Source organism: Lentiprolixibacter aurantiacus (genome assembly GCF_026241225.1).
Taxonomy (GTDB): Bacteria; Bacteroidota; Bacteroidia; order Flavobacteriales; family Flavobacteriaceae; genus Lentiprolixibacter; species Lentiprolixibacter aurantiacus.
In genome coordinates this window covers 329,893-354,185 of the sequence record NZ_JAPFQP010000002.1, presented here as the reverse complement: position 1 = coordinate 354,185, position 24,293 = coordinate 329,893, and the positions used below count along the sequence as shown (strand labels likewise).

20 protein-coding genes are annotated in these 24,293 nt (G+C 44.7%); 12 read left to right on the top strand and 8 right to left on the bottom strand.

What is annotated here, in order from left to right:
• Window positions 1–117: 117 nt before the first annotated feature.
• Window positions 118–870, top strand: a complete 753-nt coding sequence (locus tag OO016_RS08690) for an XRE family transcriptional regulator (RefSeq protein WP_266012511.1) — start codon at window positions 118–120, stop codon at window positions 868–870.
• A gap of 4 nt (window positions 871–874) precedes the next feature.
• On the opposite strand, the gene ggt is transcribed toward OO016_RS08690, so the two are convergent.
• A complete protein-coding gene (ggt, locus tag OO016_RS08685) occupies window positions 875–2,557 on the bottom strand; it encodes a gamma-glutamyltransferase (RefSeq protein WP_266012509.1) in 1,683 nt (560 codons plus the stop codon).
• Window positions 2,545–3,138 carry an acyl carrier protein phosphodiesterase gene (locus OO016_RS08680; RefSeq protein ID WP_266012507.1) on the bottom strand — a complete coding sequence of 198 codons (594 nt, stop codon included), beginning with the start codon at window positions 3,136–3,138 and terminating at the stop codon, window positions 2,545–2,547. Before OO016_RS08680 ends, ggt begins: the two co-directional genes overlap by 13 nt.
• Before the next feature lie 99 nt (window positions 3,139–3,237).
• Here OO016_RS08680 and glmM point away from each other — a divergent pair, with 99 nt between their 5' ends.
• Entirely contained in the window at window positions 3,238–4,620 is a 1,383-nt protein-coding gene (gene glmM, locus OO016_RS08675; RefSeq protein ID WP_266012505.1) for a phosphoglucosamine mutase, read from the top strand.
• A 12-nt stretch (window positions 4,621–4,632) separates the two neighbouring features.
• Here glmM and OO016_RS08670 read toward each other — a convergent pair whose 3' ends face one another.
• Window positions 4,633–5,529: a lysophospholipid acyltransferase family protein gene (locus OO016_RS08670; protein ID WP_266012504.1), complete on the bottom strand. Its 897-nt coding sequence runs from the start codon at window positions 5,527–5,529 to the stop codon at window positions 4,633–4,635.
• 59 nt (window positions 5,530–5,588) lie between these two features.
• Between OO016_RS08670 and OO016_RS08665 the strand changes: the two genes are divergently transcribed.
• Both OO016_RS08665 and OO016_RS08660 read left to right on the top strand, forming a co-directional pair.
• Window positions 5,589–6,236, top strand: a complete 648-nt coding sequence (locus OO016_RS08665; RefSeq protein WP_266012502.1) for a rhomboid family intramembrane serine protease — start codon at window positions 5,589–5,591, stop codon at window positions 6,234–6,236.
• Between the two features lie 108 nt (window positions 6,237–6,344).
• A complete protein-coding gene (locus OO016_RS08660; RefSeq protein ID WP_266012500.1) occupies window positions 6,345–7,991 on the top strand; it encodes a hypothetical protein in 1,647 nt (548 codons plus the stop codon).
• A gap of 38 nt (window positions 7,992–8,029) precedes the next feature.
• On the opposite strand, the gene OO016_RS08655 is transcribed toward OO016_RS08660, so the two are convergent.
• Window positions 8,030–9,136 (bottom strand): TlpA disulfide reductase family protein, encoded by a 1,107-nt coding sequence (locus tag OO016_RS08655; protein ID WP_266012498.1) that lies wholly within the window; start codon window positions 9,134–9,136, stop codon window positions 8,030–8,032.
• A 100-nt stretch (window positions 9,137–9,236) separates the two neighbouring features.
• Complete coding sequence (locus OO016_RS08650) at window positions 9,237–9,731, bottom strand: hypothetical protein (RefSeq protein ID WP_266012496.1); 495 nt, start codon at window positions 9,729–9,731, stop codon at window positions 9,237–9,239.
• Between the two features lie 87 nt (window positions 9,732–9,818).
• Here OO016_RS08650 and OO016_RS08645 point away from each other — a divergent pair, with 87 nt between their 5' ends.
• Window positions 9,819–12,728, top strand: a complete 2,910-nt coding sequence (locus OO016_RS08645) for an FAD-binding and (Fe-S)-binding domain-containing protein (protein ID WP_266012494.1) — start codon at window positions 9,819–9,821, stop codon at window positions 12,726–12,728.
• Here the strand turns inward: OO016_RS08645 and OO016_RS08640 are convergent.
• The gene (locus OO016_RS08640; RefSeq protein ID WP_266012492.1) at window positions 12,714–13,586 is read right to left on the bottom strand and encodes a UDP-2,3-diacylglucosamine diphosphatase; all 873 of its coding nucleotides are present in this window, start codon (window positions 13,584–13,586) and stop codon (window positions 12,714–12,716) included. The genes OO016_RS08645 and OO016_RS08640 overlap by 15 nt on opposite strands.
• Before the next feature lie 232 nt (window positions 13,587–13,818).
• Here OO016_RS08640 and aroC point away from each other — a divergent pair, with 232 nt between their 5' ends.
• Genes aroC through OO016_RS08615 form a run of 5 tightly spaced genes read left to right on the top strand, consistent with a single transcriptional unit; the run spans window position 13,819 to window position 19,302 of the window.
• Window positions 13,819–14,883 (top strand): chorismate synthase, encoded by a 1,065-nt coding sequence (gene aroC, locus OO016_RS08635; RefSeq protein ID WP_266012490.1) that lies wholly within the window; start codon window positions 13,819–13,821, stop codon window positions 14,881–14,883.
• Window positions 14,884–14,943: 60 nt separating this feature from the next.
• Window positions 14,944–16,266 carry a dicarboxylate/amino acid:cation symporter gene (locus OO016_RS08630; RefSeq protein ID WP_266012488.1) on the top strand — a complete coding sequence of 441 codons (1,323 nt, stop codon included), beginning with the start codon at window positions 14,944–14,946 and terminating at the stop codon, window positions 16,264–16,266.
• Window positions 16,267–16,281: 15 nt separating this feature from the next.
• Window positions 16,282–17,313 (top strand): glutathione synthase, encoded by a 1,032-nt coding sequence (gene gshB, locus OO016_RS08625; RefSeq protein ID WP_266012486.1) that lies wholly within the window; start codon window positions 16,282–16,284, stop codon window positions 17,311–17,313.
• On the top strand, window positions 17,306–18,133 hold the full coding sequence (locus OO016_RS08620) for an N-formylglutamate amidohydrolase (RefSeq protein ID WP_266012484.1): 828 nt from the start codon (window positions 17,306–17,308) through the stop codon (window positions 18,131–18,133). The genes gshB and OO016_RS08620 overlap by 8 nt, the downstream gene beginning before the upstream one ends.
• Window positions 18,130–19,302 carry a peptidase MATCAP family protein gene (locus OO016_RS08615; RefSeq protein ID WP_266012481.1) on the top strand — a complete coding sequence of 391 codons (1,173 nt, stop codon included), beginning with the start codon at window positions 18,130–18,132 and terminating at the stop codon, window positions 19,300–19,302. Before OO016_RS08620 ends, OO016_RS08615 begins: the two co-directional genes overlap by 4 nt.
• Here the strand turns inward: OO016_RS08615 and OO016_RS08610 are convergent, their stop codons facing one another.
• Together OO016_RS08610 and OO016_RS08605 are read right to left on the bottom strand one after the other, a co-directional pair.
• Window positions 19,303–19,710, bottom strand: coding sequence for a thiol-disulfide oxidoreductase DCC family protein (locus OO016_RS08610; RefSeq protein WP_266012478.1), 408 nt, complete (start codon window positions 19,708–19,710; stop codon window positions 19,303–19,305).
• Window positions 19,707–21,878 (bottom strand): endonuclease MutS2, encoded by a 2,172-nt coding sequence (locus OO016_RS08605; RefSeq protein WP_266012476.1) that lies wholly within the window; start codon window positions 21,876–21,878, stop codon window positions 19,707–19,709. The genes OO016_RS08610 and OO016_RS08605 overlap by 4 nt, the downstream gene beginning before the upstream one ends.
• 226 nt (window positions 21,879–22,104) lie before the next feature.
• Here OO016_RS08605 and OO016_RS08600 point away from each other — a divergent pair, with 226 nt between their 5' ends.
• Together OO016_RS08600 and OO016_RS08595 are read left to right on the top strand one after the other, a co-directional pair.
• Window positions 22,105–23,154, top strand: a complete 1,050-nt coding sequence (locus OO016_RS08600) for a DUF6340 family protein (RefSeq protein ID WP_266012473.1) — start codon at window positions 22,105–22,107, stop codon at window positions 23,152–23,154.
• A gap of 19 nt (window positions 23,155–23,173) precedes the next feature.
• Complete coding sequence (locus tag OO016_RS08595) at window positions 23,174–24,235, top strand: DUF6340 family protein (protein WP_266012470.1); 1,062 nt, start codon at window positions 23,174–23,176, stop codon at window positions 24,233–24,235.
• Window positions 24,236–24,293: the final 58 nt, after the last annotated feature.

Sequence of the window (24,293 nt, the reverse complement as noted above, 5' to 3'; positions counted from 1 at the left end):
TAAAAATGGAATATATCCAATAATATTTTGGAAATAATCCAATTTTTGTATATTTGATTGCGAGCCTGATAAGCAAGTTTGCTTTTAGCTAAGGGCCCGGACAAAAGAAAAAGACGGATGGAACAGCAGAAAACAATCAAACGTTTTATTGAAGTTCGCAGGGATCTGGGATTCACACAAACCGAATTTGCCCAATTACTGGGCGTTGCCAATACTACTGCGGATATAGAAAGGGGGAGGACCAAACTTTCCGGTAAACTCGTTATGGAGTTGCTTCGGCAATTCAAAATAAATCCCTTGTGGTTATATGGGGCAAGTGATACTAAATACCTGGAACCCTCCACTACCAGCGTTATACCAAAAGTAGTGACTGTGGATACGGCAGACCGTGAAAATATGGTGCTGGTAAATGCTAAAGCTGCAGCGGGCTATCCCCAGAATATTCATGACACCAGCTGGTATAGGCAATTACCGGCATTTGACCTGCCAATTCCGGAATTCAGAAATGCTACCTACCGGGGTTTCCAGGTTGAAGGAGATAGTATGTTGCCCAATTTAAAACCGGGCGACTGGGTGCTCGCCCGTGCGGTAGAAGACCTGGACGACGTAAGCCCCAATAAGATGTATGTTATTGTACTTCAGGATGCGGTACTGGTTAAGAAAATAGAACGACACCCAAATTCAGGCAGGTTGATCCTCATTTCACTCAATGAAAACTACCCTCCCTATGAAATAAGTCCGGAAGATATCCAGGAAATGTGGATGGTTAGCAGTAAACTTACCTTTGGGGTGGATGCCACCACGGAAAAAGGATTATTAAGGCAATTACAAGAATCCATGGAAGATCTAAAGCGGCAAATCCAGAGCTAAACGTCTAAAATCCAACGGCTGTATCATCCCCGCGCTTGTCGGCGCCCCCTTCCAATCGACCATCTTCAAGCACGCGTATGGCGTCTACCATTCCAATAAACCCATTGCGTCCTTCATTTATCCGATATCCTTTGCTCTTTAATTGCTGTTTAAGCTCTTCCGAAAAGCCTTCTGGTTCAAACCGGATATTATCCGGAAGCCATTGGTGATGAAATCTTGCAGCATTGACCGCCTCCTGCATACTCATGTCAAACTCATAAACGTTTAAAATTGTTTGCGCTACTGCTGTAATAATAGTTGAACCGCCGGGAGTGCCCACAACCAGCCAGAGCCTGTCGTCCTTTTCAACTATAGTAGGTGTCATACTGCTGAGCATACGTTTTTCTGCAGCTATACTGTTAGCTTCTGCCCCAGTTAAGCCAAACATATTGGGAACGCCGGTCTTCGCACTGAAATCGTCCATTTCGTTGTTAAGAAAAAATCCAAGTTCATCACAATAGAGTTTGGACCCATAAGCCCCGTTCAGAGTAGTGGTTACGGAAACGGCATTCCCCTCCGCATCGACTATGGAGTAATGTGTGGTTTCGGAACTTTCCAAAATTTCTACCGTGCCCCGCTCAATATCCGATGAAGTGGTGGCTTCATTAAATGAAAAGGATTCCATCCGTCCTTTCACATACTCTCTGCTTAAAAGCACATCCAACGGTATGTCAACAAAATCAGGGTCACCCAGGTAATAATTACGGTCTGCATAGGCCCTTCTGGCAGCCTCGGTAAACAATTGCACAGCTTCAGCCGAATTATGATGGTATTGTCCTATATCATAAGGTTCGATCATTTTAAAGATCTGGTTGATGGTAACACCACCGCTACTTGGCGGACTCATAGAGATGATCTTAAGGTCCTTGTATCGGAAAATAATCGGTTGCCGCCACTTCGCCTCATACCTGGCCAGGTCTTCTTCGGTCACAAAGCCGCCTTTTTCCTGAATGAACCGTGACAGAATTTTTGCTGTTTCACCTTTGTAAAATTCATCCCGACCGTTTTTAGCAATACGCTGAAGGGTATTGGCCAGTGCAGGATATCTCAGGGTATCTCCCGGCATGCATTTGTTGTAAAAGAGTGTCTGGTCTCCATTTACCTCTACGATCTGGTCCCAGTAGGCATCCAGCCTGCGAGATTGTTTTTCTGTAACTTCCACACCCTGGTCAACCAGTTCAATAACCCGCGCGATGATGTCTTCTATGGGTAGGGCACCGAACTTTTCATGGACTTCAAAAATACCTGCGATAGTCCCCGGAACCCCCACACTTGTAGCTCCTATTGTGCTCATACCGGGAATGACGTTTCCCAATGAATCGAGGTACATATCCTTATGTGCTGCCAGCGGTGCCTTTTCCCTGTAATCAAGGGCGCCCACATCGCCATTGTTCATCCGGTATACCATAAAGCCACCCCCTCCAAGATTACCGGCGAACGGATAAGCCACGGCAAGGGCCAGCTCCGTACCTACCATAGCGTCAAAGGCATTTCCTCCGTTTTGCATTATGGCAACACCAATTTCCGAGGCTTCCTTTCGAGCCGAGACCACCATGGCATTATCTGTTACCAGACCTGTGGGAGGTGCAGGAGCTTGTCTGCAATGGAATAGAGGCAAAGCCGCAAATATGAGAATCAATCTTCGCATAACATGGCGTATTTCTTTTTGGAAAAGAATATTAAATCATCAAAAAAGAGGGTGAAATCATCCTCGAAATCCAAATAATAACTTTCGAGCTCAAAAATCGCCAGATTCATTTTGCTTTTATTCTGGGTCCTTCGGTTCATCCCATCCAGGACTTTTGAGATCCCTTCAATATTACTGTAGTTCAGTAACCAGTTGTCAGTGATCATATACGGCATCATACGCTGAACACCCCTGGGCAATAGCCGATAATTCCTTTCCAGAAGACTGTAAAAATCATCAACGTAAACCTCCAGCGGGGTATCGGAATATTGAAGCCAGTTCTTGGCCAGAAAATGATCGTAAAAGATGTCGATAATCACCCTGCTGTAATGACTGTAGGTAGGGTATAGCCTTTTACTGCTTTGTTTATGGAGCTTATGGGAATCTGTGTAGGTATCAATAGCCCTATGTAACTGTATCCCTTTCTGGATTCGATCCGGCAGGTGGGTAAATTGCTGGCTTCGGATACTGTCTGCAATAAAATTGCCAATAGACACTTCATCATCACCAAAGGAAAGATAAATATGTGCTAAAAAATTCATATATGCCTTATGGTCATTGTGAGCAACTAAAATACAAATTGCCACGGCAGGGAAAAGGGCAAGTCCATTATATTTGCACTAAAATAGTTCAAGAGTAAAATGACACTAATTAAATCCATTTCCGGAATACGGGGGACCATAGGAGGTAAAACCGGAGATAACCTAACCCCACTTGATGTAGTTAAATTTGCAGCGGCCTACGGTAGTTGGCTCAAATCACAAACCCAAAAAACAAAATTAACCGTGGTAATAGGCCGGGATGCCCGCATATCAGGCGAAATGGTTCAAAACCTGGTTATGTCCACGCTTAGCGGTCTAGGAATTGATGTCCTGGACCTGGGCCTTTCCACAACCCCAACTGTTGAGATCGCCGTTCCTAAAGAGCAGGCCGATGGGGGTATTATCCTCACGGCAAGCCATAACCCCAAGCAATGGAATGCTCTTAAACTGCTTAACGCAGATGGGGAATTCCTTAATGCGGAGGAAGGAGCTATTATCCTCGAGCTGGCGGAAAAAGAAGATTTTACATTTTCTGAGGTAGATGAGCTCGGAACCATTACAAAGAATGATAACTACCTGGATATTCATGTACAGGAAGTACTCAATCTGCGGCTGGTAGATGCAGAGAAGATCCGTGCAGGAAAGTTCAAGGTGGTGTTAGATGCGGTGAATTCCACAGGCGGACTGGCCATACCTAAGTTGCTGGAGGCCCTTGGTGTGGAAGTGGTTAAACTGTATTGTGATCCTACGGGACATTTCCCTCACAATCCTGAACCGCTGAAGGAGCATCTTGAAGAGATCAGCAGATTAGTCCCGGAATCCGGTGCAGATTTTGGTATTGTAGTAGACCCTGACGTAGACCGTCTGGCTTTTATCAGCAATGATGGGTCTATGTTTGGTGAAGAATATACTCTGGTGGCCTGTGCAGACTATGTACTTTCCAAAACCCCTGGAAATACGGTTTCCAACTTGTCTTCTACCCGGGCCTTGCGGGATATAACCAACAAGCATGGTGGCACTTATGAGGCTGCTGCTGTAGGTGAGGTAAATGTGGTTTCCAAAATGAAGGCAACCCGGGCTATTATTGGAGGAGAAGGCAACGGTGGGATTATTTACCCTGAGAGTCATTATGGAAGAGACGCTCTCGTAGGTACAGCTCTGTTCCTGATGCTGCTCTCTGAAAACGGAGGCAGCGTTAAGCAATTGCGGGATTCCTATCCGGCTTACTTTATGAGCAAGAAAAAGATGCAGCTCACCCCGGAACTCAATGTGGATGCGCTATTGGAAGCTATGGCTGCCAAGTATGCGGATTACAACCCATCAACCATTGATGGGGTCAAAATCGATTTTGAGGACAGCTGGGTTCATTTGCGCAAATCAAACACGGAACCCATTATACGGATTTATACGGAGGCAGGTTCACAGGAGGCTGCGGACCAACTGGCACAAAAAATCATAGACGAGATAGCGGCTATAGTATAATGCCCTTAAAATTCAGGATTCCCGGAATTTCCGGGGAACATTGTTACGGTGTTTCCAACGTTTATGCGTCCAGAAGTAATATTCCGGAGATTCATAAATGGATCGCTCTACTTCCCTGAAATACGCATCTGTAAGTTCGTAATCCGGATGGTCATTTGGCTTGGTAGCCAGGACTGTAAAGGTTCCCTGGTAATAACCCCTTTTCACTTTTTCAACTTTAAGATAAACGACGGGCAGATCAAACTTTTTGCACAGATATTCCGCCCCGGTATGCATGGGGACCGTAATGCCCATAAATGGCGCCCAATAATGAGCTTTTTTGATCATGGGCGATTGATCGCTGATTATCCCGTAAATAGCTAGCTTTCCCTCCTTGTTGTTTTTATCGGCAACATCCCAGATTTCCTTGGTGGTGATCAGTGTGGTACCCCACTTAGCCCGTATGGAGCGGACAAGCCTGTCGAAATACTTGTTATTTATTGGCTGATATATCCCGAAAGCCCTGGCTGTGATCTCCATATTTAATGAAAACACCCATTCCCAGCTTGCGTAGTGGGGAAGCATCAGCATCACAGACTGATTATTCTTTTCGAATTGTAGTAGTTCGTCAATATTGGTGAAGGAATAGCGTTTTTGGATTTCAGGAACAGATATACTCATTGTTTTGACCATTTCCAGAAACATATCGCACATATGTCCGTAAAAGATCCTTTCGATAGTCCTGAGCTCTTCTGTTGATTTTTCAGGGAAGACAAGTTCCAGATTGTCCCTGACAACTTTTTTTCGGTAGCCAAAAACCCGGTATACCAGGAAAAAGACAAAGTCCGACACCAAATAAAGCAGTGGAAACGGAAGGAAGGAAACCAGCCTTAGAATCGGGTAGGTCAGTACGTAAACAAGCAGCTGCATGGTGAAAATACTAAGCGCAAATATAGCTATATTTGGCAGGTATAATAAGCAGATTCCGCATGAATATACATTGGGCTACCCTGGCAATTATTGCGGCAAATGTCGTCGTTTCATTGCGCGGCTTTAATGATATCCATTTTTTTGAACGATACAAATTCGGCATTGGTGCCATACAGGCCGGTCAGAAGGACCGCATGTTTACCTCCGGATTCCTCCACGTGGATTTCCCGCACCTTTTTCTGAACATGTTCACCCTCTATTTTTTCGCCCCGGTGGTGATCAGCTGGTTTGCGCCCGTTAAATTTTTGATAATCTATTTGGTTAGCCTGGTTTCGGGAAGCTTGCTTGCACTGTTTTTTCACCGACAGGAACCCTTTTACAGTGCTGTTGGGGCAAGTGGGGCTGTGACGGGAATCCTTTATTCGGCCATATTACTACAGCCAAATATGCAATTAGGCATTATGTTTATCCCTATTCCCATACCTGCTTATATCCTGGGAATTGCCTACATGCTTTATTCCATTTACGGAATGAAAAAGAGATTGGGAAATATTGGGCATACAGCACACTTTGGAGGGGCAGTTGGAGGCTATATCGTAAGCTTGCTGTTTAAACCGGATCTTTTCGTTACAGAAACCCTCATGGTTATTCTGCTGGCTATCCCAATTGTTATTCTCTTTGTGATGGAAAAACTGGGAAAACTCTAGAGTTGCTATTCTACACTTCTGGGTTATTGGAAAAGGTATCTCTTTAAGTATAAGATTTAGCGGTTTTTATCGTTATAATAATCCAATTTAACGTTTAACTACCTACCTATGTACCGCAAAGGGTTAACAGTGTTGCTGTTCGCAATGCTACTGGCTACTTCGTGTAGCGATGAAACCACCATCTTCAATGACGATTTACAGCAAGACCTTTGGGTAGAAAATAGCGAAGATGCGCTTAGCAGCAGTATTTCATTTGCTTCATCCGGGGTGCTTGATATCTATGAGGACTCAGGGCTTGGCTCCAAAGCTGCTTCGGCCGGCCGTGAGGAACAGGCAGGTGATTACCCCTTGAATCTGGTAGCGCAGGTGAGGCCCCCTGATGATCCTTCGCGAGGTCCTTTAACCTCCTCCCATGTGTTTGTTGAGAATGATTATGCCCTTGTTTCGTACAATACAGTAGGGGAAGAATATTTTGGTGCCGTTGATATCATAAATATTAAAGACCCTGCCAAACCCAGGCTGGTTTCCAGGCTATTGTTTCCAAATGCAGATATTAATGCACTCATTTCGGAAAATGGTTACGTCTATGCTGCCGGAGGTTTGGATGCCGAAGTATCTGTAACTGCAACTTCCAATTCCTTTGTGGCTAAAATACCAGCACCCAATGGAAAGATTGATGTCAGCGCAGGGATAACCTATGGGTTTCAACAAGGATTCAATGCCAATGACCTGCGGATTAGTGGAGATAAGCTCCTGGTAACCAGTGGAAAGGAAGGTTCGCTGACCATTTACAATAAATCAGACTTAAGCATAGTCAACGAGTTTCCATATTTCGACCTGCGTTCAATTGCGCTTAGTGAAGACAGAGTAGCACTGCTGGACGCCGGTTCCGGACTAAAAATTCTCGATGCATCATTTCAGTTGATAAAAGAGATCCCTATTAGCACTGACCTTGGGCTGGCTTCAAAAAAGACCATTGATTTCCAGGGCGACCGGATTATTGTAGCAGAAGCAGGTAAAGGAGCAGGGGTGTATAGTGAATCTACAGGTAATTTAATAGAGTACCTGCCGATTGCCATAAACCCGGATGGAATCACAGCTGATGAACGCGTAACCAATGCTGTGGTTTCCAATGAAAATGTTGTTCTTATGGCCAATGGGGGTGCCGGTCTTTGTCTGAACGAAGAAAAGGATGGAGCGCTAAGGCCTTATGGAGTAGTACAACTGGAAGGCTCCATTAATTATGTACAATCCAAGGGCGATTATATCATTGCCGCTTCCGGGAGGGAAGGTTTGCAGATTATCAAACTAAACAGACCCTCTGAAAGCCTGGAGAGCCGATGTTCCGACCTTCCTATGTATTCCGGAAGTTCTAAATTGTTTGTTCCTGAAGGACAGCAATTAGAATACAAAGGAGCTAAAAGGTTTAACAATATAAACGTCAGTGGCAGTCTGCTGCTCTGCGGAACTTGGACAGTACTAAACAATGTTAGTATCAATGAAGGTGGACTGTTTGAATATCGAGGGCATTTGTTTACAGGTCAGAACAGCGCTCGTAAAGAGGTTAGGGTAGGTCAAAATGCTACCTTAAGGGTGGAGGGTAGCCTTACTATTTATGGGGACCTTATCCTGGAAGATGGTGCCAGCCTTGAATTCCTGGGAGATGCTTCCCGCGCAAATATATTCGGTCAGGTAATACGGGGAGCTAATGTACAGATCAGTGGCAGTTTCGAAGATGTTCGAAACAAGTTCTGATTAAATAAACCGTGATTTGACGTGACTTGTGCTTTAGCCTATTGAAGAAGCTCTACAATTTTTTCTTCCAGAGCCGGACCTCTGAGGTTTTTGGCTACTATAGTCCCGGTTTCATCCAAAATAAAAGTGGCAGGAATGGCATCTACGTTGTAAAGCTCGGCAATTTCATCAAAATATTCCACGTTGGATACATGGTTCCACTCCAGGCCGTCATCAGCAATGGCCTGTTTCCAATCCTCAGCTTTACGGTCTAGGGATACCCCAAGAATGCTTAAACCCTGATCCTTATACTTGTTATAGATCCTAACCACATTAGGATTCTCTGCCCGGCAGGGACGGCACCAGGCTGCCCAGAAGTCAACTATGGTAACTTTTCCAAGCACATCATTGAGTGCAAGTTCTTCACCTGCAGGGGTAGGCGCAGAGAAATTAGGGGCCCTTGATCCAATAGTGACGTTCTCACTTTTTTCAATCCTTTCCTTTATCCTTTTTCCGATATTAGAATTCTGCACTTCAGGAGTCAATGTCTCGAACAGATTTTTGATTTCTCCTTCTGGTAATAGTTTTTGTTGCTGTACTTTTTCTACAATCAAGGCAGATATGTAAGCATTGGGATTCTCTTTGATGTAATTCAATTCAAAATTCTTGGCTTCCTCCTGTAGTTCGGTATATTCCTGCCTCAGGGAATTCATCTGTACCGTGTCCATATCTGCTGAAGCCTTTCGCATGTCAGCGTTCATGGCCCTTGCCCGGTAGCTCATGGTCCTGGATCCATCAAGGAAATCCTGGAAAAGTTCGTTTTGCAGGGTCCCCTTTAATTTAAAATATTGAAGGCTATCTTTCTGTGCAGTTACTTCAATAGTCCCGTTTTCAATAATAACAGGAATATTACCACGGGTTACATCGAAGAATATGTAGTAGATTTCAGGGTCTACCTGTTGTCCGCTAAAACTGTATTTTCCATCAACTACAATGGTGGTATCCAGGGTAAAAAACCGTCCTTCTTCACTTCTTTTCCTGAGAAATGCCTGTACACCAGATTCCAACTCTCCGTTCAGGGTTCCCTGAATTTCAAATCCTTCCTGCTTCTGGGAGCAGCTCATGATCACAACTGCAGTAATTAAGGCAGCAACTATTTTCTTCATATCTGTTTGTTTGAAAGTTCAAAAATACTCATATCACACATAATAAAAAAAGCCCTTAACATTTCTTATGCTAAGGGCTACTAAGGGTTTATGCTGATTATCAGAACTGGTAACGTATTCCCAGTGCAATATCAAAGTCAAAATTATCCGAAAAATCGTCATAGCCCACCAGGCCAATTTCAGGACGAAAATCGAGCGAAAGTAGCAGGGGGATGTCAAAGTTGTATTCAACACCTATATTACCGGCTCCGAAAATAAACAGTCCGCCATCAGGATCCCCATCTGGAATTGGTTCAAAATCAACACTTCCCAATCCACCACCTACACCGTAATACCAGTTGAAATTGCCATCGAGTACATGTATCCACTGATAGACTCCGGCGAGTTTGAATGCGTCGTAGTTCCGATTGTCCCGCCAACCCAGGTTGACTTCCAGTCGGTTATACCTTGCAATTGATTTTTGATACGAGATTTCGGCGCCGAAACCGTCACTATCTCCTAACCTGAGGCCTAAGGCATGCTCTGAAATATCCTGTGCACTCATGGATACCGTAACAAAACAAAAAAGTACGGGAATTAATCTTAAAATTTTCATAGGTTCTAAAAGTTTACAATTATTACTTAACCTCTGCTAAGTATACAGTCAATAAAAACTTAATTTAGGGGTCAAAATTGTCTCAGTTTGCAAAAAAATTTATTCACAAAGGTAAGCAATGCGCTCGAAGGCACAATCCATTGGGATGATCTTAGCAGGAAACTTTACGCCACAGATGCTTCGGTATACAGGATGGTCCCTGAGGCAGTTGCTTATCCTAAATCAGTGGCCGATATTCAGTTGCTGGTCCATTTTGCTTCCGAACATAAGATAGGTCTGATACCCAGGACCGCCGGAACTTCACTGGCCGGACAATGTGTTGGCGAAGGTATAGTGGTCGATGTCTCAAGGCATATGACAAGTATCCTGGATCTTGACCTGGATAAGAAACAGATAAGGGTCCAACCCGGCGTTATCCGGGACGAACTCAATCAGTACCTTGCTCCTTACGGACTTTATTTTGGACCTAATACCTCTACCTCTAACCGTTGTATGATAGGTGGAATGGTGGGTAATAACTCCAGTGGCACCACATCCATTCAATATGGCGTAACCCGCGATAAGGTTGTGGCCCTGAAAACAGTTCTGTCAGACGGATCTGAAGTGGAATTCAAGGCACTATATGAGGAGGAATTTATTGAAAAATGCAAGCTGCCTACGCTGGAAGGAAAATTATACAGTAATCTTTTTGATGAGCTTTCCCAGGAAGAAATAAGAGAAGAAATTCGTTCCGGTTTTCCAAAACCCACTATACACCGGAGGAATACGGGTTATGCGGTTGATGAATTGCTTAAAAGTTCAATTTTCGGGGGTCATGAAAGGGATATTAACCTGGGTAAATTGCTTTGTGGAAGTGAAGGAACCCTGGCATTTACAACGGAAATTACCCTGCAACTGGATGATCTGCCTCCACCATTATCAGCAATGGTAGTAACCCATTACAGCAGCCTGGAAAACTGCCTGTCTGACGTGGTACCGGTTATGCGCCACAATCTACAGATGTGTGAGATGATGGATAAGGTGATCCTGGACTGTACAAAAAGCAATCGTCAGCAGCTAGCCAACCGGTTTTTTGTTCAGGGTGATCCGGAAGCCCTTCTGATGTTACAGCTCAGTGACAGTAACCGGGAGGGGTTGGAAAGGCAGATTGCGGATTTGATTCAAACCATAGGCAAATCAGGTTTTAGCTATGCACATCCCGTTTTGTATGGGGAAGATATCAACAAAGCCATAGAACTCAGAAAAGCCGGACTCGGCCTACTGGGTAATATGGTGGGCGATAAAAAGGCAGTTGCCTGCATAGAGGATACTGCCGTTGCTCTGGAAGACCTCAAAGATTTTATAGGGGAATTCACAGCCATTATGAAAGGATATGATCAGAAGGCGGTATATTATGCACATGCCGGGGCCGGGGAACTGCATCTCAGGCCCATACTGGACTTGAAAAAGTCCGGGGACGTTTCCCTTTTCAGGGAGATCACCACAGATGTGGCCAGGCTTACCAAAAAATACAGGGGTTCTTTTAGCGGAGAGCATGGCGATGGAATAGTCAGGGCTGAGTTCATACCCATGATGATTGGAAACAAGAATTACGGATTGCTCAGGCGCATCAAAGGCTATTTTGACCCTCAGCATATATTCAACCCGGGGAAGATAGTAGATGCCTTTCCCATGGATAAATCGCTTCGCTACGAAACCGATCGTGAAGAGCCGGTTATAGCTACCTTAATGGACTTTTCGGATACGCAGGGAATCCTGCGTGCAGCGGAACAATGCAATGGAAGTGGGGATTGCAGGAAAACACACAATGTTGCCGGGACCATGTGCCCCAGTTACCAGGCTACCCGAAATGAGCGGGATACTACCCGCGCCCGCGCAAATACCCTGAGGGAAATACTAACGCACAATTCAAGGGAAAACCCTTTCGACTCTGATGAGCTTAAGACCGTTTTGGACCTTTGCCTGAGTTGTAAGGCCTGCAGCAGAGAATGCCCGAGCAATGTGGATATCGCTTCTATGAAGGCTGAGTTTTTATATCAGTATCAGGAAACACACGGATATTCATTTCGGAGCCGTTTGTTTGCAAATAATTATACCCTTAACAAATGGGGTAGCATGGTACCGGGGTTAACAAACTGGTTGTATGCCAATCCCATTACCGGAAATCTGATAAAAAAGATTTCTGGGGTTGCCCGGGAAAGAAGTTTGCCGGAAGTTTCAAGCTTTAATTACAAAAAGCATCTTAAAAGTCTTGATAATAAAGAGGATATAATTTCTGATGTGGTTCTTTTTATTGATGAGTTTACAGAGAATATGGATGCTCAAATAGGAAAGGATGCTATCGATCTTTTACATGGTCTTGGTTACAAGGTGCACTTGTTTTTTGGCCAGAGCGGAAGGGCTCAGCTTTCCAAAGGATTCCTGAAGCAGGTGAAAAAACTCGCCATAAAGAATCTTGAAGGCTTATACCCGTATGTAAGCAGAGACATGTCTGTACTGGGCCTCGAGCCTTCCGCCGTATTAACATTCCGAGATGAATACAAGCGCATGGGTATGGATCAGGAGAAGGTTGGCAAATTGGCTTCAAAAGCTTTCCTGATCGAGGAGTTTCTGGCAGAGGAAATCATTGCTGGCCGTATAGATTCCGGCTCCTTCACCAGGGAAAGCAAGCAGATAAAGATCCACAACCACTGTCATCAAAAGGCATTGTCCAATCAAAAAGTCACTTTTGATATCCTGAACCTTCCGGAAAATTACGAGGTAAGCATTATTAGTTCAGGATGTTGTGGAATGGCTGGTTCTTTCGGTTATGAGGAAGAGCATTATGAGGTGAGTATGAAAACAGGAGAATTGAAGCTGTTCCCCGCAATACGCAATTCAGCTGATGCCGTGATAGCGGCAAACGGTACCAGTTGCAGGCATCAGATAAAGGATGGAACCGGCAGAGAAGCAAAGCATCCTGTAAGCATCCTCAGGGAAGCCTTAATCTCCGATTGATTCCTCGTCCTTTTCCCTGGTATCTGCCTTTTCCTGTTTCAGATCGATTATGGAGGAAATCAATTCGTTCATATTCATGGATTTAAGCTCTTCATCCGCAAAGAAAGGAGAGAGCTTGTCATGGTTGTAGCGATATATTTTCCACCTCTTGAAGGAGTATTCGAGAGCGGTGAGGTTTTCTACCCAATCACCGGAATTGAGGTAAATGGTTTTCCCATTCTTATTCTGATATATCTCTTTTTTGGGTTGATGGATATGACCGCAAATTACATAATCGTAGCCATTCTCGATGGCGAGGTCAGCAGCTGTTCGTTCAAAATCATTTATATACCTGACGGCACTTTTAACCCCATTTTTTATGCGCCTGGAAATGGAATATTTTTCCCTGCCCATCTTGTTCAGGCACCAGTTTATAAAACGGTTAATCAGGATTAGCAAGTCATAGCCATAACCTCCAAGTTTCGCCAGAATGCGGGCCTTTTGGATGGATACATCAAAAACATCTCCATGGAAAAACCAGGCTTTCCTTCCATCCAGTTCCAAAACCAGCTTATTCATGACATGGAAATTCCCTACGGATGTACCCGCAAATTTGCGAAGCGTTTCATCGTGGTTCCCGGTTATGTAGTAGACCTCTGTACCGTTGGAGGCCATGCTGATAATTTTTTTGATGACCCTCAGGTGGGAGGTTGGGAAGTAGCGTTTGCTAAACTGCCAAATATCTACAATATCGCCATTTAGAATAAGCTTCGTTGGCCTGATACTACTGAGGTAGGCAATCAGTTCATCTGCATGGCATCCATGGGTTCCCAGGTGTACATCCGAAATAACCGCAATGTCTATTTTTCTTTTTTTCAAGTGGACAGGAATTGTATGGAGCAAAATTAAACCCATAGGTATAATAAAAAGATTATGCTGACGTCATCAATTATTGACCGGATGGTTAAGCTTTGATTAATAGGGGTGGTTATTTGTTAAGCTAACATTAAGCGAGCTGTTTTTGGTGTGCTAAGTAATTCCGTTTACCTTTGATCGGGCTCAGATAAAACAGGGCAAATCCTTACTTCTGATTACGTTTATTGCTTTAGTTATGGGAAACACCTTTGGAAAATTATTTAAACTCACCACATACGGAGAATCGCATGGCCTGGCCATCGGTGGTATCCTGGAAGGCTGTCCTGCCGGACTGGAACTGGATATGGATGCAATTCAGTATGAGATGGACAGGCGAAAGCCCGGCCAGTCGGCCATTGTAACACAACGCAAAGAGGCAGATAAGGTAGTCTTCCATTCCGGGATATTTGAAGGTCGCACTACAGGAACACCCATAGGCTTTGTTATTGAAAACACCAATCAGAAATCAAAGGATTACGGACACATCAAGGATTCCTATCGCCCTTCCCATGCAGACTATGTATACGACCAGAAATATGGTTTCAGGGATTATCGAGGTGGTGGGCGAAGTTCTGCCCGCGAGACGGCTTGCAGGGTTGTGGGCGGCGCTATAGCCAAACAGTTCTTAAAGAATATTGGAATAAATGCTTTTGTTTCACAGGTAGGGGATGTAGCCCTTGAAACGCCCCCCAGTGACATAGACTTCGGTAAGACCGAATCCAACCCGGTCAGATGTCCTGATTCGGATACAGCAGAAAAAATGGAGGAACTTATCAGAAAGGTCCGTAAACAGGGCGATACCATTGGGGGTGTTGTCAGCTGCGTGATACAGAATGTTCCGCCAGGTCTTGGTGAACCCGTTTTTGATAAGCTCCATGCAGAACTGGGTAAAGCAATGCTATCGATCAATGCGGTAAAAGGTTTTGAATATGGATCAGGGTTCCAGGGTGTAACCATGATGGGAAGCGAACACAATGATCGCTATAACTCCGATGGAACTACCCGAACCAACTTCAGTGGTGGCGTGCAGGGCGGGATCAGCAATGGGATGGATATCTATTTCAAAGTTGCCTTTAAGCCAGTAGCCACACTTATACAGGCGTATGAAACCATCGATAAGGAAGGCAATACAGTAGAAGTTCAGGGTAAAGGCAGGCACGATCCCTGTGTAGTGCCCAGAGCAGTGCCAATTGTGGAAGCCATGGCCGCCCTGGTACTGGCCGATTTCAGCTTACTTGCCCGAACCAATAAGATGGGGTAGATTCTTTTGGGCGATCTGCATACAAAGCCTTATCTTACTCACAAAATCAAGAACTTTTTCATGAAGAAACTGGATTTACACTGGAAGATTTTGATCGGTATGATCCTGGGGCTTCTTTTCGGGTTTGCCATGACTTATGTTTCGGGAGGAAGAGGCTTTGTCCAGGACTGGATCAACCCCTTCGGCACCATATTCGTAAAGCTGCTTAAACTCATTGCTATACCCTTAATCCTGGCTTCCCTGATAAAGGGAATTTCAGATTTAAAAGATATTTCCAAGTTCAGAAGGATTGGGCTCAGGACTATCCTGATATACGTATGCACTACCGTTGTCGCCATTACCATTGGTCTGGTGCTGGTCAATATACTGCAACCCGGGGAAGGGATATCAGATGATACCATTGCCAAACTAACACAGACCTATGCTTCAGACTCCGGTGTAGTTTCCAAGATTGAGGAGGCCTCCAAACAGAAAGAAAGGCCATTGGGCTTCCTGGAAGACATGGTACCGGACAATGCTATCGGGGCTATGAGCGATAACAGCCTCATGCTACAGGTAATCTTTTTTACCATTTTCCTGGGTATTTCCATGCTGTTAATAGGGGAGGAACGGGCCAAACCCCTCAAACACTTCTTTGACTCTTTGAATTTTGTTGTCCTTAAAATGGTAGACCTGATAATGCTTACTGCACCTTATGCCGTATTTGCCCTTCTGGCGAATGTGGTTGCTTCATCAGGTGATCCGGATCTTTTGCTGGCCCTGCTTAAATATGCCGGAGTAGTGGTACTAGGCCTCTTCCTGATGATCATTTTTTACGGTCTTGTAGTATCTTCCTATACCAAAAAGAACGCCTTTTGGTTTCTAAAGGAGATAAGCCCGGCCCAGTTGCTTGCATTTTCAACGAGTTCCAGTGCGGCAACACTACCCGTAACAATGGAGCGTGTGGAGGAGCATATTGGGGTGGATAAGGAAGTGTCCAGTTTTGTGCTTCCTGTAGGGGCGACAATAAATATGGATGGCACAAGTCTTTATCAGGGAGTTGCGGCAGTTTTTATTGCTCAGGCTCTGGCCTTTGACCTGGCTCTGGTAGACCAGCTTAAAATTGTTCTTACGGCATTGCTGGCTTCCATTGGATCTGCAGCGGTACCTGGGGCAGGTATGGTTATGCTGGTTATTGTACTGGAATCTATTGGGTTCCCGCCGGAAAAACTGGCGATAGGATTGGCGCTCATTTTTGCGGTAGACCGCCCTCTTGATATGTGCAGGACCATTATAAATGTTACTGGCGATGCAACCGTTTCCATGGTGGTGGCAAAATCCGTGGGTAAATTGGGTGAGCCTCACATTGAAGAGTGGGACGATCACTACGATGAAGTTAAATAATAAAAGACATTTCTCATGAATATTTGTTTTCTCATGTATCCCTGGGAGCAAATTGATCCCGAAAACGATACAAGTTTAGCCCTGATCCATGAATGTGTTAAACGCAACCATGGTGTGGCCCTGTGCTCTCCAGCAAACCTGACCATCCGGAACAGTGTAACCAATGCGTTTTGCACGGTTATTAAAAGGATGGAAAAGGTGCCTTCTAATCTCAAGACCTTTTATAAAAAAGCCGAGTTGCGTGAAGATATGCTCCCTTTGGCCGGTTTTGATGTATTGTTTATGCGGGCCAATCCACCTTTGGACCCTATTATGCTCAACTTCCTGGATTCCGTAAAGGACGATGTTTTTATCATCAATTCCCTGCAGGGCTTGAGGGAGGCTAACAATAAGCTGTACACTGCCGCTTTTGGTGACAGCCACAACAATATTATCCCGGCTACTCATGTATCCAAGAATAAAAACTACCTGGTTCGCATGATAAAGGAATCCAAGGCCGAGAAAATGATCCTGAAACCGCTGAACGGTTTTGGAGGTTCTGGCGTGATCCTGATTGAAAAGAACGCCATGTCTAATATTAAGTCATTGCTCGATTTCTACATAACTAATGCTGATGGATCATCAAACTATGTAATCCTCCAGGACTATATTGAAGGGGCAGATAAGGGAGATGTAAGGATACTGCTCCTGAATGGAGAGCCTATCGGTGCCATGAGAAGGATTCCCGGGTCAGATGACCATCGCTCCAATGTTTCTGCGGGAGGTTCCGTAGCCAGACATCAGCTGAGCAAGGAAGAAAAAGCCCTTTGTAAACAAATTGGACCAAAACTGGTCAATGACGGGTTGTATTTTGTCGGTATAGACGTTATTGGTGGTAAACTGGTTGAAGTGAATGTAATGTCGCCCGGAGGGATTACCTACATGAACAAGGTTTACAAAACCAAAATTCAATCCAGGGTCATCGATTTTATTGAGAGCAAGGTTTTAGACAAGCTTCAGGCCTTTGACCGCAGGTCACGCCTGCGCAATGAAGTAGAAAATGCTTAGGCTTTCAGTTTCGGAAATAATTGATCTCATAGAAAAGGAAGCGGTCTTTGAAGCCGTTGCCGAAGATTACTCCTTTACCCTTAAAATTGATGCGTATGTCCCATATGTTTGTGGTGCCGTACACGACGGCCATCAATTTCGCCAGTCTTTATGGGATAATTGCCTGCATACCGAGTACGAAAGGTGGTATGAAGAAGATCCCTGCACCAGGGAAATGGTTGCCTCGCATCCCATAGTAATTGCGGGTTGCGACAGTAGGTTTGAATACGACCTGAACCGGGCTCCCGATGGTGCCATCTATTCCGATGCCTGGGGGAAAAAGCTCTGGAGAGAACCCCTGCCCAAAGAAGAATACGACCATAGTCTGCAGAAGCACACCGCTTTTTACGAAGTTGTCCATGCTCTGATAGGAAAGCTGGAAGAGTTGCACCGGAAGGTTATTGTGTTTGATATGCACAGCTATAACTGGAAACGCTGGGATCGTGAGGTGCCAACATGGAACCTGGGAACTGCAAACATAGACAATGACCGCTTTGGGACCATAGTAGAATCATGGCGCGGGAAACTCAGTGAAATGGTTTTGCCGCATGGGATCAAATCCACCTCCCTGATAAACGACACATTTCAGGGCAATGGCTTTTTTCTGAAATACATAACAACCACCTTCCCCAATACTCTTGTCCTGGCAACGGAGATAGCCAAGGTGTACTGTGACGAGTATGCCGCGATAATTTTCCCGGAAGTAGTAAGGGCAGTGGAAACGCAACTAAAAGAATTAATACCTTTGCAGGCTGAGGAATTTGTGAAAGCCGAATTATGAGCAGAAAAGAGCTACTGGCCGTACAGCAGGATAAGCACCCCGCCTTATTTGAAATAGACAGGAACCTGGACCATTTGGTTCGCCGCATTGAATTGCTCAGCTATGTCAACCCCCTCAATGTTGAAAAGGAAAAGCAACGGTTTTTCGCCTCAAAATACCTGTACGAACCTGTTTTTAAATATCCCAAGCTGAAATTCAACCCGTATAAGTTGCATCGGTTGTTTTTCGCACAGCCATTGGAAAAGATTACAGACCCCAGACTTTATCAGTTGTTCAGGGATGTACTATACCATTATGCCAATATGGTTCAAAGCATTGAAACCATTGGCCGGGGCAGGGAGTTTTACTACAATTCACTTCGAATTTATGGTACCCCCAGGGAACGGGATGTTGAAAATGCCAAATTCATCCTCCATTTTTCAGATGAAAACCCTTCCAGTGAAATGGAAAAGGTGTTTACTGCTAAAGATGCACGGGATTATTTTGAAGATTTTTCCAGCAAATACGATTTTCCCCTGAATATCAGGTTCTCTACCCACATAGCAGCTGACGCTATGGTGAGCAATGCCACCCAGACCTTGCTTATTAAGCGCAATGCGCTGTTTAGTAAAAACCAATTGCTCACTTTGGCCAACCATGAGATTGGGGTTCATTTGGTAACCACTTTTAATGGACTCCTACAGCCGTTGAAGATCTTTTCTCATGGTTTCCCTAAAAATGTTGAAACCCAGGAAGGGTTGGCAGTCTTTAGTGAGTACATGAGTGGGGCCCTTACCTTGAAGCGGCTTAAAGAACTGGCTTACCGTGTTATTGCATCAGACAGCCTGATCAAAGGCTATAGTTTTTCTGACACCTTTGACCTCATCCATAACCAGCACAAGCTAAATAAGCACGACGCCTTTTCCATAACCCTGAGGGCGCATCGAGGAGGGGGTTTTACCAAGGATCGTCTTTATCTTAGTGGATTGCGCAAGATTTACCGCCGCTACAGTGAAGGGAAACCCATGGACGTATTGCTGACCGGAAAGGTGGCTCTTGAATATGAAGAAATGGTGGAGTATCTGTATGAACTTGGCCTGGCCAATAAGATTACCTATGGCAACGACGCCTTCCTGAAGAAGCATAGCCATGATCAGACCCTGGACTTCATCCTGGATAACCTGAAGTAATCAGTCGATAAATTTTTCCTTTAGCTCTGCAGTCGGTATCATGCATTGATCCCTCCGTCCAAACCACCGATACCGGTTTTTTGCCACAATATCGTAAACCCAGTTGCTGATTACCGGTGGAACCCATTCAAATACAGCGAGTAATTTCCAGAAACCTCCAAATTGCTTGCCAATCCTCAATGCTGCAGGAGCCTTGATAAAATAGGCCCTGCCGGGTTCTATAAGGACAATGGAATCGATTTTATTTGTGTCTATATTTCTTTCGGTAGTAAGCTTTTTGCCCAGGGAACTCTGCAAGGCTGCGAAACGATAACGATCTGACTTATCACGCTTAATTATAAATCGCACCGCTGAGTTGCATAAATTGCATACCCCATCGAATAATATGATATCATGCCCGCCGTTCATTTATGCTTCTCTACCAGTTCCAGCTGTTCCACGCTCACCTTAGTCGTAAAGACCCCGTAATTTACTACAGCCTTTCCTTTTTCAAGACTGTCAATGCTACCCACTGCCTTACCATCAAATAACCGTACTCTGTCTCCAACTTTAAAAACAGGGCGGGGGTTTTTCTTTTCAGTCTGTTCAGCAATTTTCAGGGCCTCCTTTTTCGCTTTCCTGACCACCTTAACTTCTTCCTGCAGCTCCTGAGCGACCTTTGTTTTTCTTTCCCTGTCAGCCTTGGCTTCTTTTGCTGTTTTCTTTTTACGCTTACTGTTTTCAGTCTCAACGATCCGAAGCAGTTCTGAAACCAAAACCCTTTTCTTCTTATCCTGGAAGTACCTTTCTGCAACGGTGTTCACCTTGTTTCCAAGATGAATCATCCGCTGGTTGTGATCATACAATTCCTGATAATTTTCCAGTTTGCTTTTAAGCTTAGCACTAAGGGTTTTATGCTTCTTGGCTTCATCTCTTGCTTTAACCTCCTCTTCCTGGAGTCTACTCCCCGTTTCGGCCATTTTAGAGCGTTCTTTCTGAAGCTTGGCAATGGTGGCATCAAAACGGACTTTTCCACGGGAAACTTTTTTCTTGGCCCGGTTAATAAGGCTATACGGAATTCCATTTTTCTGCGCTACCTCAAAGGTAAAGGAGCTTCCGGGTTGCCCCATTTCGAGCTGAAAGGTGGGCTGCAAAGTCCTGGAATTAAAGAGCATGTTCGCGTTGGCAGCATGCGGTAATTCGTTTGCCAGGGCTTTGAGATTGGCGTAGTGGGTGGTTATTACCCCAAAGGAATGGGCTTCATAGAATACTTCCAGGAATATTTCGGCCAGTGCGCCTCCCAGCTCGGGATCACTACCGGTTCCGAACTCATCTATCAGGAAGAGGGTATTGGCATCACATTTTTTCAGGAAGCTATTCATATTTTTAAGCCTGTAGCTATAAGTACTTAAATGATTTTCAATGGACTGGTTATCTCCTATGTCCGTAAGGATCTTGGAGAAAAGGCAGAGACTACTGCGTTCATGGACGGGTATTAGCAAACCGGATTGCAGCATTAATTGCAACAGCCCAATTGTTTTGAGGGTAATGCTCTTTCCCCCGGCATTGGGTCCGGAAATGACAATTATTCTGTTTTCCGGACTGAGTTCAATGGTTTGCGGCCAGGTTTTTTGTTTGAGTTTCTTGTTGCTCAAAAACAAAAGCGGATGGTAGGCATCGCGCAAATACAGCCTTTGTTCATTGTTGATTTCAGGCAGCAAGGCATTTATTTCCCTTGCATATTTTGCCTTTGCAGCAGTTAGGTCAATGTCTGCGAGAAAACCCTGATAGATACTGAGCAATTCGCGGTAAGGCCTTATGGTAGCCGTCAATTCACGTAAGATTCGCTGTATTTCATCCCGCTCTTCAAACTCAAGGTTATTAAGCTCCCTGCTATATCGGAGGGCTGCCTCAGGCTCAATATATACAATGCTACCGGTCTTTGAATTGCCCATCACAGTACCTTTCACCTTTTTACGATGCATGGCCTTAACAGCAAGTACCCTGCGATTTTCAACAACAGATTCCCGTATTTCGTCAAGAAATTCAGAGGCGTGATAACGATTAAGGGCCGCGTTAAAGCTTTGGTTAATCTTTCCCCTTACCTGGTTGATCTCACGCCTTATTCGAAAAAGTGCTTCGGAAGCCCGGTCCTTCACCTCCCCAAACCGGTCAATAACCTGTCCGATTTGCTCAGGGATCTCCTTGTTTTCAAGAATCACATCAGCCGATTGGTGTAGCAATGGGTAGTACTCCTCGAATTTTTTGTAGAACTTTTTATGGGTGCTTATGGACCCACAGATGTCGGCAATCTTGCGAAACCCGGCAATTTCCAGCACGGTATTTTCAATCCCAAGTAGTTGCAGCTCCTGCGCAATTGAATCGAAACCGTGATTTGGGATGCGGTTCTCATTGCTGAATGACGATAAATATTCCGAAGTTTTTCCCAGGCTAAAGGTTAACTCATCATTTTTCATTACAGGACTGATTTGCAATACCATTTCCTTTCCCAGTTCCGTATTACAATAGGCCGAAACCTGTTCCAATACCAGGGGGAATTCCAGATCCTGCAAGGTTTTTTTGAGTATACCGCTCATGGGAATTTTATTGCCCAGCAAAGGTAGTCAATAGCCGGGATACCCAAAACCTGCTTTATTCCACAAATCAGTGAGCGTAATCGGACATATTAGTAGCCTGAAACGGGTATTGCTCGCACTGTGAATTTCGTGATAAAGGGCAATAATCGGTCCATATAAGTGTTTTGTAGAAGGGAACCTGGTCTTGAAAATGGGAAGTTTATGGTTAAAACTAAAATTGCTGCCCATGAAAAGATTGCAAATACTCTTCTTAAGTTCGGTACTGGCCAGTTTGGTGGTTAGCTGTAGTGCTACTAACCGGCTGAGCATGGGGATTACAGAACCAGCTATTGTTTCACTTTCTCCTGATGTCAAAAGAATAGGTATCATAAACCGGAGCCTTCCTTCAGAGAAAAACAAGAACGTCGATAAAATAGACCAGATTCTATCAGCGGAGGGGAAAATGCTTGACAAGGAGGGAGCTCAGGCTGCTGTGGATGCCCTGTTCAGGGCATTGGACCGACATGTTACTTTCGATGAAATCAAGATCATAGATGATGAGGCAGTTAAGAAAGGCCTTGCCGTACTTCCGGCTGCGCTTTCCTGGGACGAAATAGACAGGCTTTGTGAAGAACAGCAGGTAGATGCCATATTCTCCCTGGCCCTGTATGACACAGATACCAGGGTTTCTTACAATATGACTACACTGCAACTTCCAAATGATCTGGGCATAAAGGTTAACGTTCCTGCGCATGAACTGCACCTGAACACTCTCATCCGCAATGGATGGAGAATTTATGATGCAAGGGATCAGTTCCTGGCGGATGAATTCTTATGCGAGGGTCAGGTGATGGTTTCGGGCAAGGGCATTAACCCTGTTAAGGCATATGAAGCTATTTTAAACAGGAAAGAAGCTATAATGGATCGTAGCGCAGTGCTCGGGGAAAACTACAGTAACCGCTTGATACCGACAAGAAGAAGAATTGCCAGGGATTACTTCGTCCGGGGCAGTGGTAACTTTGAAATAGCAAAACGTAGGGCCCAGGCCGGTGACTGGCAGGGTGCTGCCGAATTGTGGGAACTCGAGGTAGGAAATCCCAAGCCAAAGATCGCCGGAAGGGCCTGTTACAATATGGCTATAATCAATGAGATCAATGGCAACCTGGATGCAGCAGTTGAGTGGGCCTCCAGATCTTATATAGATTACAGGATTAATGACGCGCTGCGTTACCTGAACATCCTCAGGTTCAGGCAGAGGCAGAACAACCTGCTTGAAGAGCAACTGAATTCCAGGTGATAAATAATCTATTTTCAATTTGAAAAGTTTAAAACTCATATTTGTTTCATGTCTGCTTGTCTCTATGTTGATGAGTTGCAGTAGTACAAAACAACTGGCTATAGGTGTTGTTGAACCAGCCCGGGTTCAGGTGCCTCAGAATATGAAACGAATAGGGGTGGTTAAGAGCATTTCCTCTTTGTCTGAGGAGGAGGCATTTTCCTCCGGTATTGCAAAGCTTGTTTCCAGGGATGATGATTTTCTCACTGAAAAAGGTGTGGATGCCGCCATGGACGGACTTTTGAATAAACTCCTGGAAGACCCCAGGTTCGATACTATTCTCAGACTTCCTCAAATCGGTGAGTTTATTATGTTAGATGGTGGTAAGCCAACCGAAGCCTCCTGGGATAATATTCGTTCTTTTTGTGAACGCTTTGGGCTGGATGCTCTGTTCTCCCTGGACTATTATCAGGCAGACACACGATTAACATTAAGAAAGACCAGAATCCACGAACGTGACCTGATGCGCGCAGAGGTCGCTAAAAAAGGCCATGAGCTTACATTGGAAACCCTTATAGAAAACGGCTGGAAGATATATGATCCCTTTCAAGAGCTAGTATTGGATGAATTTTACTTCAAAGACCAGATTATTGCCCGTGGAACAGGAAGCAGTCCTATAAGGGCATATCATAGCATAGGTACCCTACGGGACTCCCTTGTTGTAAAAAGCAGGGGATCTGGTGATGCACTGGGTTCGCGATTACAACCATCTGAAAGAACCATTTATCGGAGCTATTACTCCACAGGATCCGAAGCTTTTGTTGCTGCCCAAAAAAAGATACAGGAAGAGGACTGGGAAGGTGCTATTGTGCTTTGGAAAGAAGAGCTCGGCAACATAAAGAAAAAGCTAAAAGCTATGTCCTGCCATAATCTTGCAGTGGTATATGAATACCTGGATGATCTTGAGGAAGCCAGGTCATGGGCAGAAAAAGCATACGAGTATAAGCCCGGTAAAAAGTCCCGGGACTATATCAGTGAACTTGAGCAGCGTATTGTTCAAAATCTTGAAGTTGCAGAACAACTATCTTTCCTCGGTCGCTGATCCTCCACATTTCGTGTCAATTTCCTTATTGCCCTGCTAAAACGAATGGTTATTTTTG

What these genes read in the sequence shown, in the direction of transcription:
- OO016_RS08690 (WP_266012511.1), top strand. Translation starts at nt 118, where the DNA reads ATGGAACAGCAGAAAACAATCAAACGTTTTATTGAAGTTCGCAGGGAT.
- ggt (WP_266012509.1), bottom strand. Translation starts at nt 2,557, where the DNA reads ATGCGAAGATTGATTCTCATATTTGCGGCTTTGCCTCTATTCCATTGC.
- OO016_RS08680 (WP_266012507.1), bottom strand. Translation starts at nt 3,138, where the DNA reads ATGAATTTTTTAGCACATATTTATCTTTCCTTTGGTGATGATGAAGTG.
- glmM (WP_266012505.1), top strand. Translation starts at nt 3,238, where the DNA reads ATGACACTAATTAAATCCATTTCCGGAATACGGGGGACCATAGGAGGT.
- OO016_RS08670 (WP_266012504.1), bottom strand. Translation starts at nt 5,529, where the DNA reads ATGCAGCTGCTTGTTTACGTACTGACCTACCCGATTCTAAGGCTGGTT.
- OO016_RS08665 (WP_266012502.1), top strand. Translation starts at nt 5,589, where the DNA reads ATGAATATACATTGGGCTACCCTGGCAATTATTGCGGCAAATGTCGTC.
- OO016_RS08660 (WP_266012500.1), top strand. Translation starts at nt 6,345, where the DNA reads ATGTACCGCAAAGGGTTAACAGTGTTGCTGTTCGCAATGCTACTGGCT.
- OO016_RS08655 (WP_266012498.1), bottom strand. Translation starts at nt 9,136, where the DNA reads ATGAAGAAAATAGTTGCTGCCTTAATTACTGCAGTTGTGATCATGAGC.
- OO016_RS08650 (WP_266012496.1), bottom strand. Translation starts at nt 9,731, where the DNA reads ATGAAAATTTTAAGATTAATTCCCGTACTTTTTTGTTTTGTTACGGTA.
- aroC (WP_266012490.1), top strand. Translation starts at nt 13,819, where the DNA reads ATGGGAAACACCTTTGGAAAATTATTTAAACTCACCACATACGGAGAA.
- OO016_RS08630 (WP_266012488.1), top strand. Translation starts at nt 14,944, where the DNA reads ATGAAGAAACTGGATTTACACTGGAAGATTTTGATCGGTATGATCCTG.
- gshB (WP_266012486.1), top strand. Translation starts at nt 16,282, where the DNA reads ATGAATATTTGTTTTCTCATGTATCCCTGGGAGCAAATTGATCCCGAA.
- OO016_RS08620 (WP_266012484.1), top strand. Translation starts at nt 17,306, where the DNA reads ATGCTTAGGCTTTCAGTTTCGGAAATAATTGATCTCATAGAAAAGGAA.
- OO016_RS08615 (WP_266012481.1), top strand. Translation starts at nt 18,130, where the DNA reads ATGAGCAGAAAAGAGCTACTGGCCGTACAGCAGGATAAGCACCCCGCC.
- OO016_RS08610 (WP_266012478.1), bottom strand. Translation starts at nt 19,710, where the DNA reads ATGAACGGCGGGCATGATATCATATTATTCGATGGGGTATGCAATTTA.
- OO016_RS08605 (WP_266012476.1), bottom strand. Translation starts at nt 21,878, where the DNA reads ATGAGCGGTATACTCAAAAAAACCTTGCAGGATCTGGAATTCCCCCTG.
- OO016_RS08600 (WP_266012473.1), top strand. Translation starts at nt 22,105, where the DNA reads ATGAAAAGATTGCAAATACTCTTCTTAAGTTCGGTACTGGCCAGTTTG.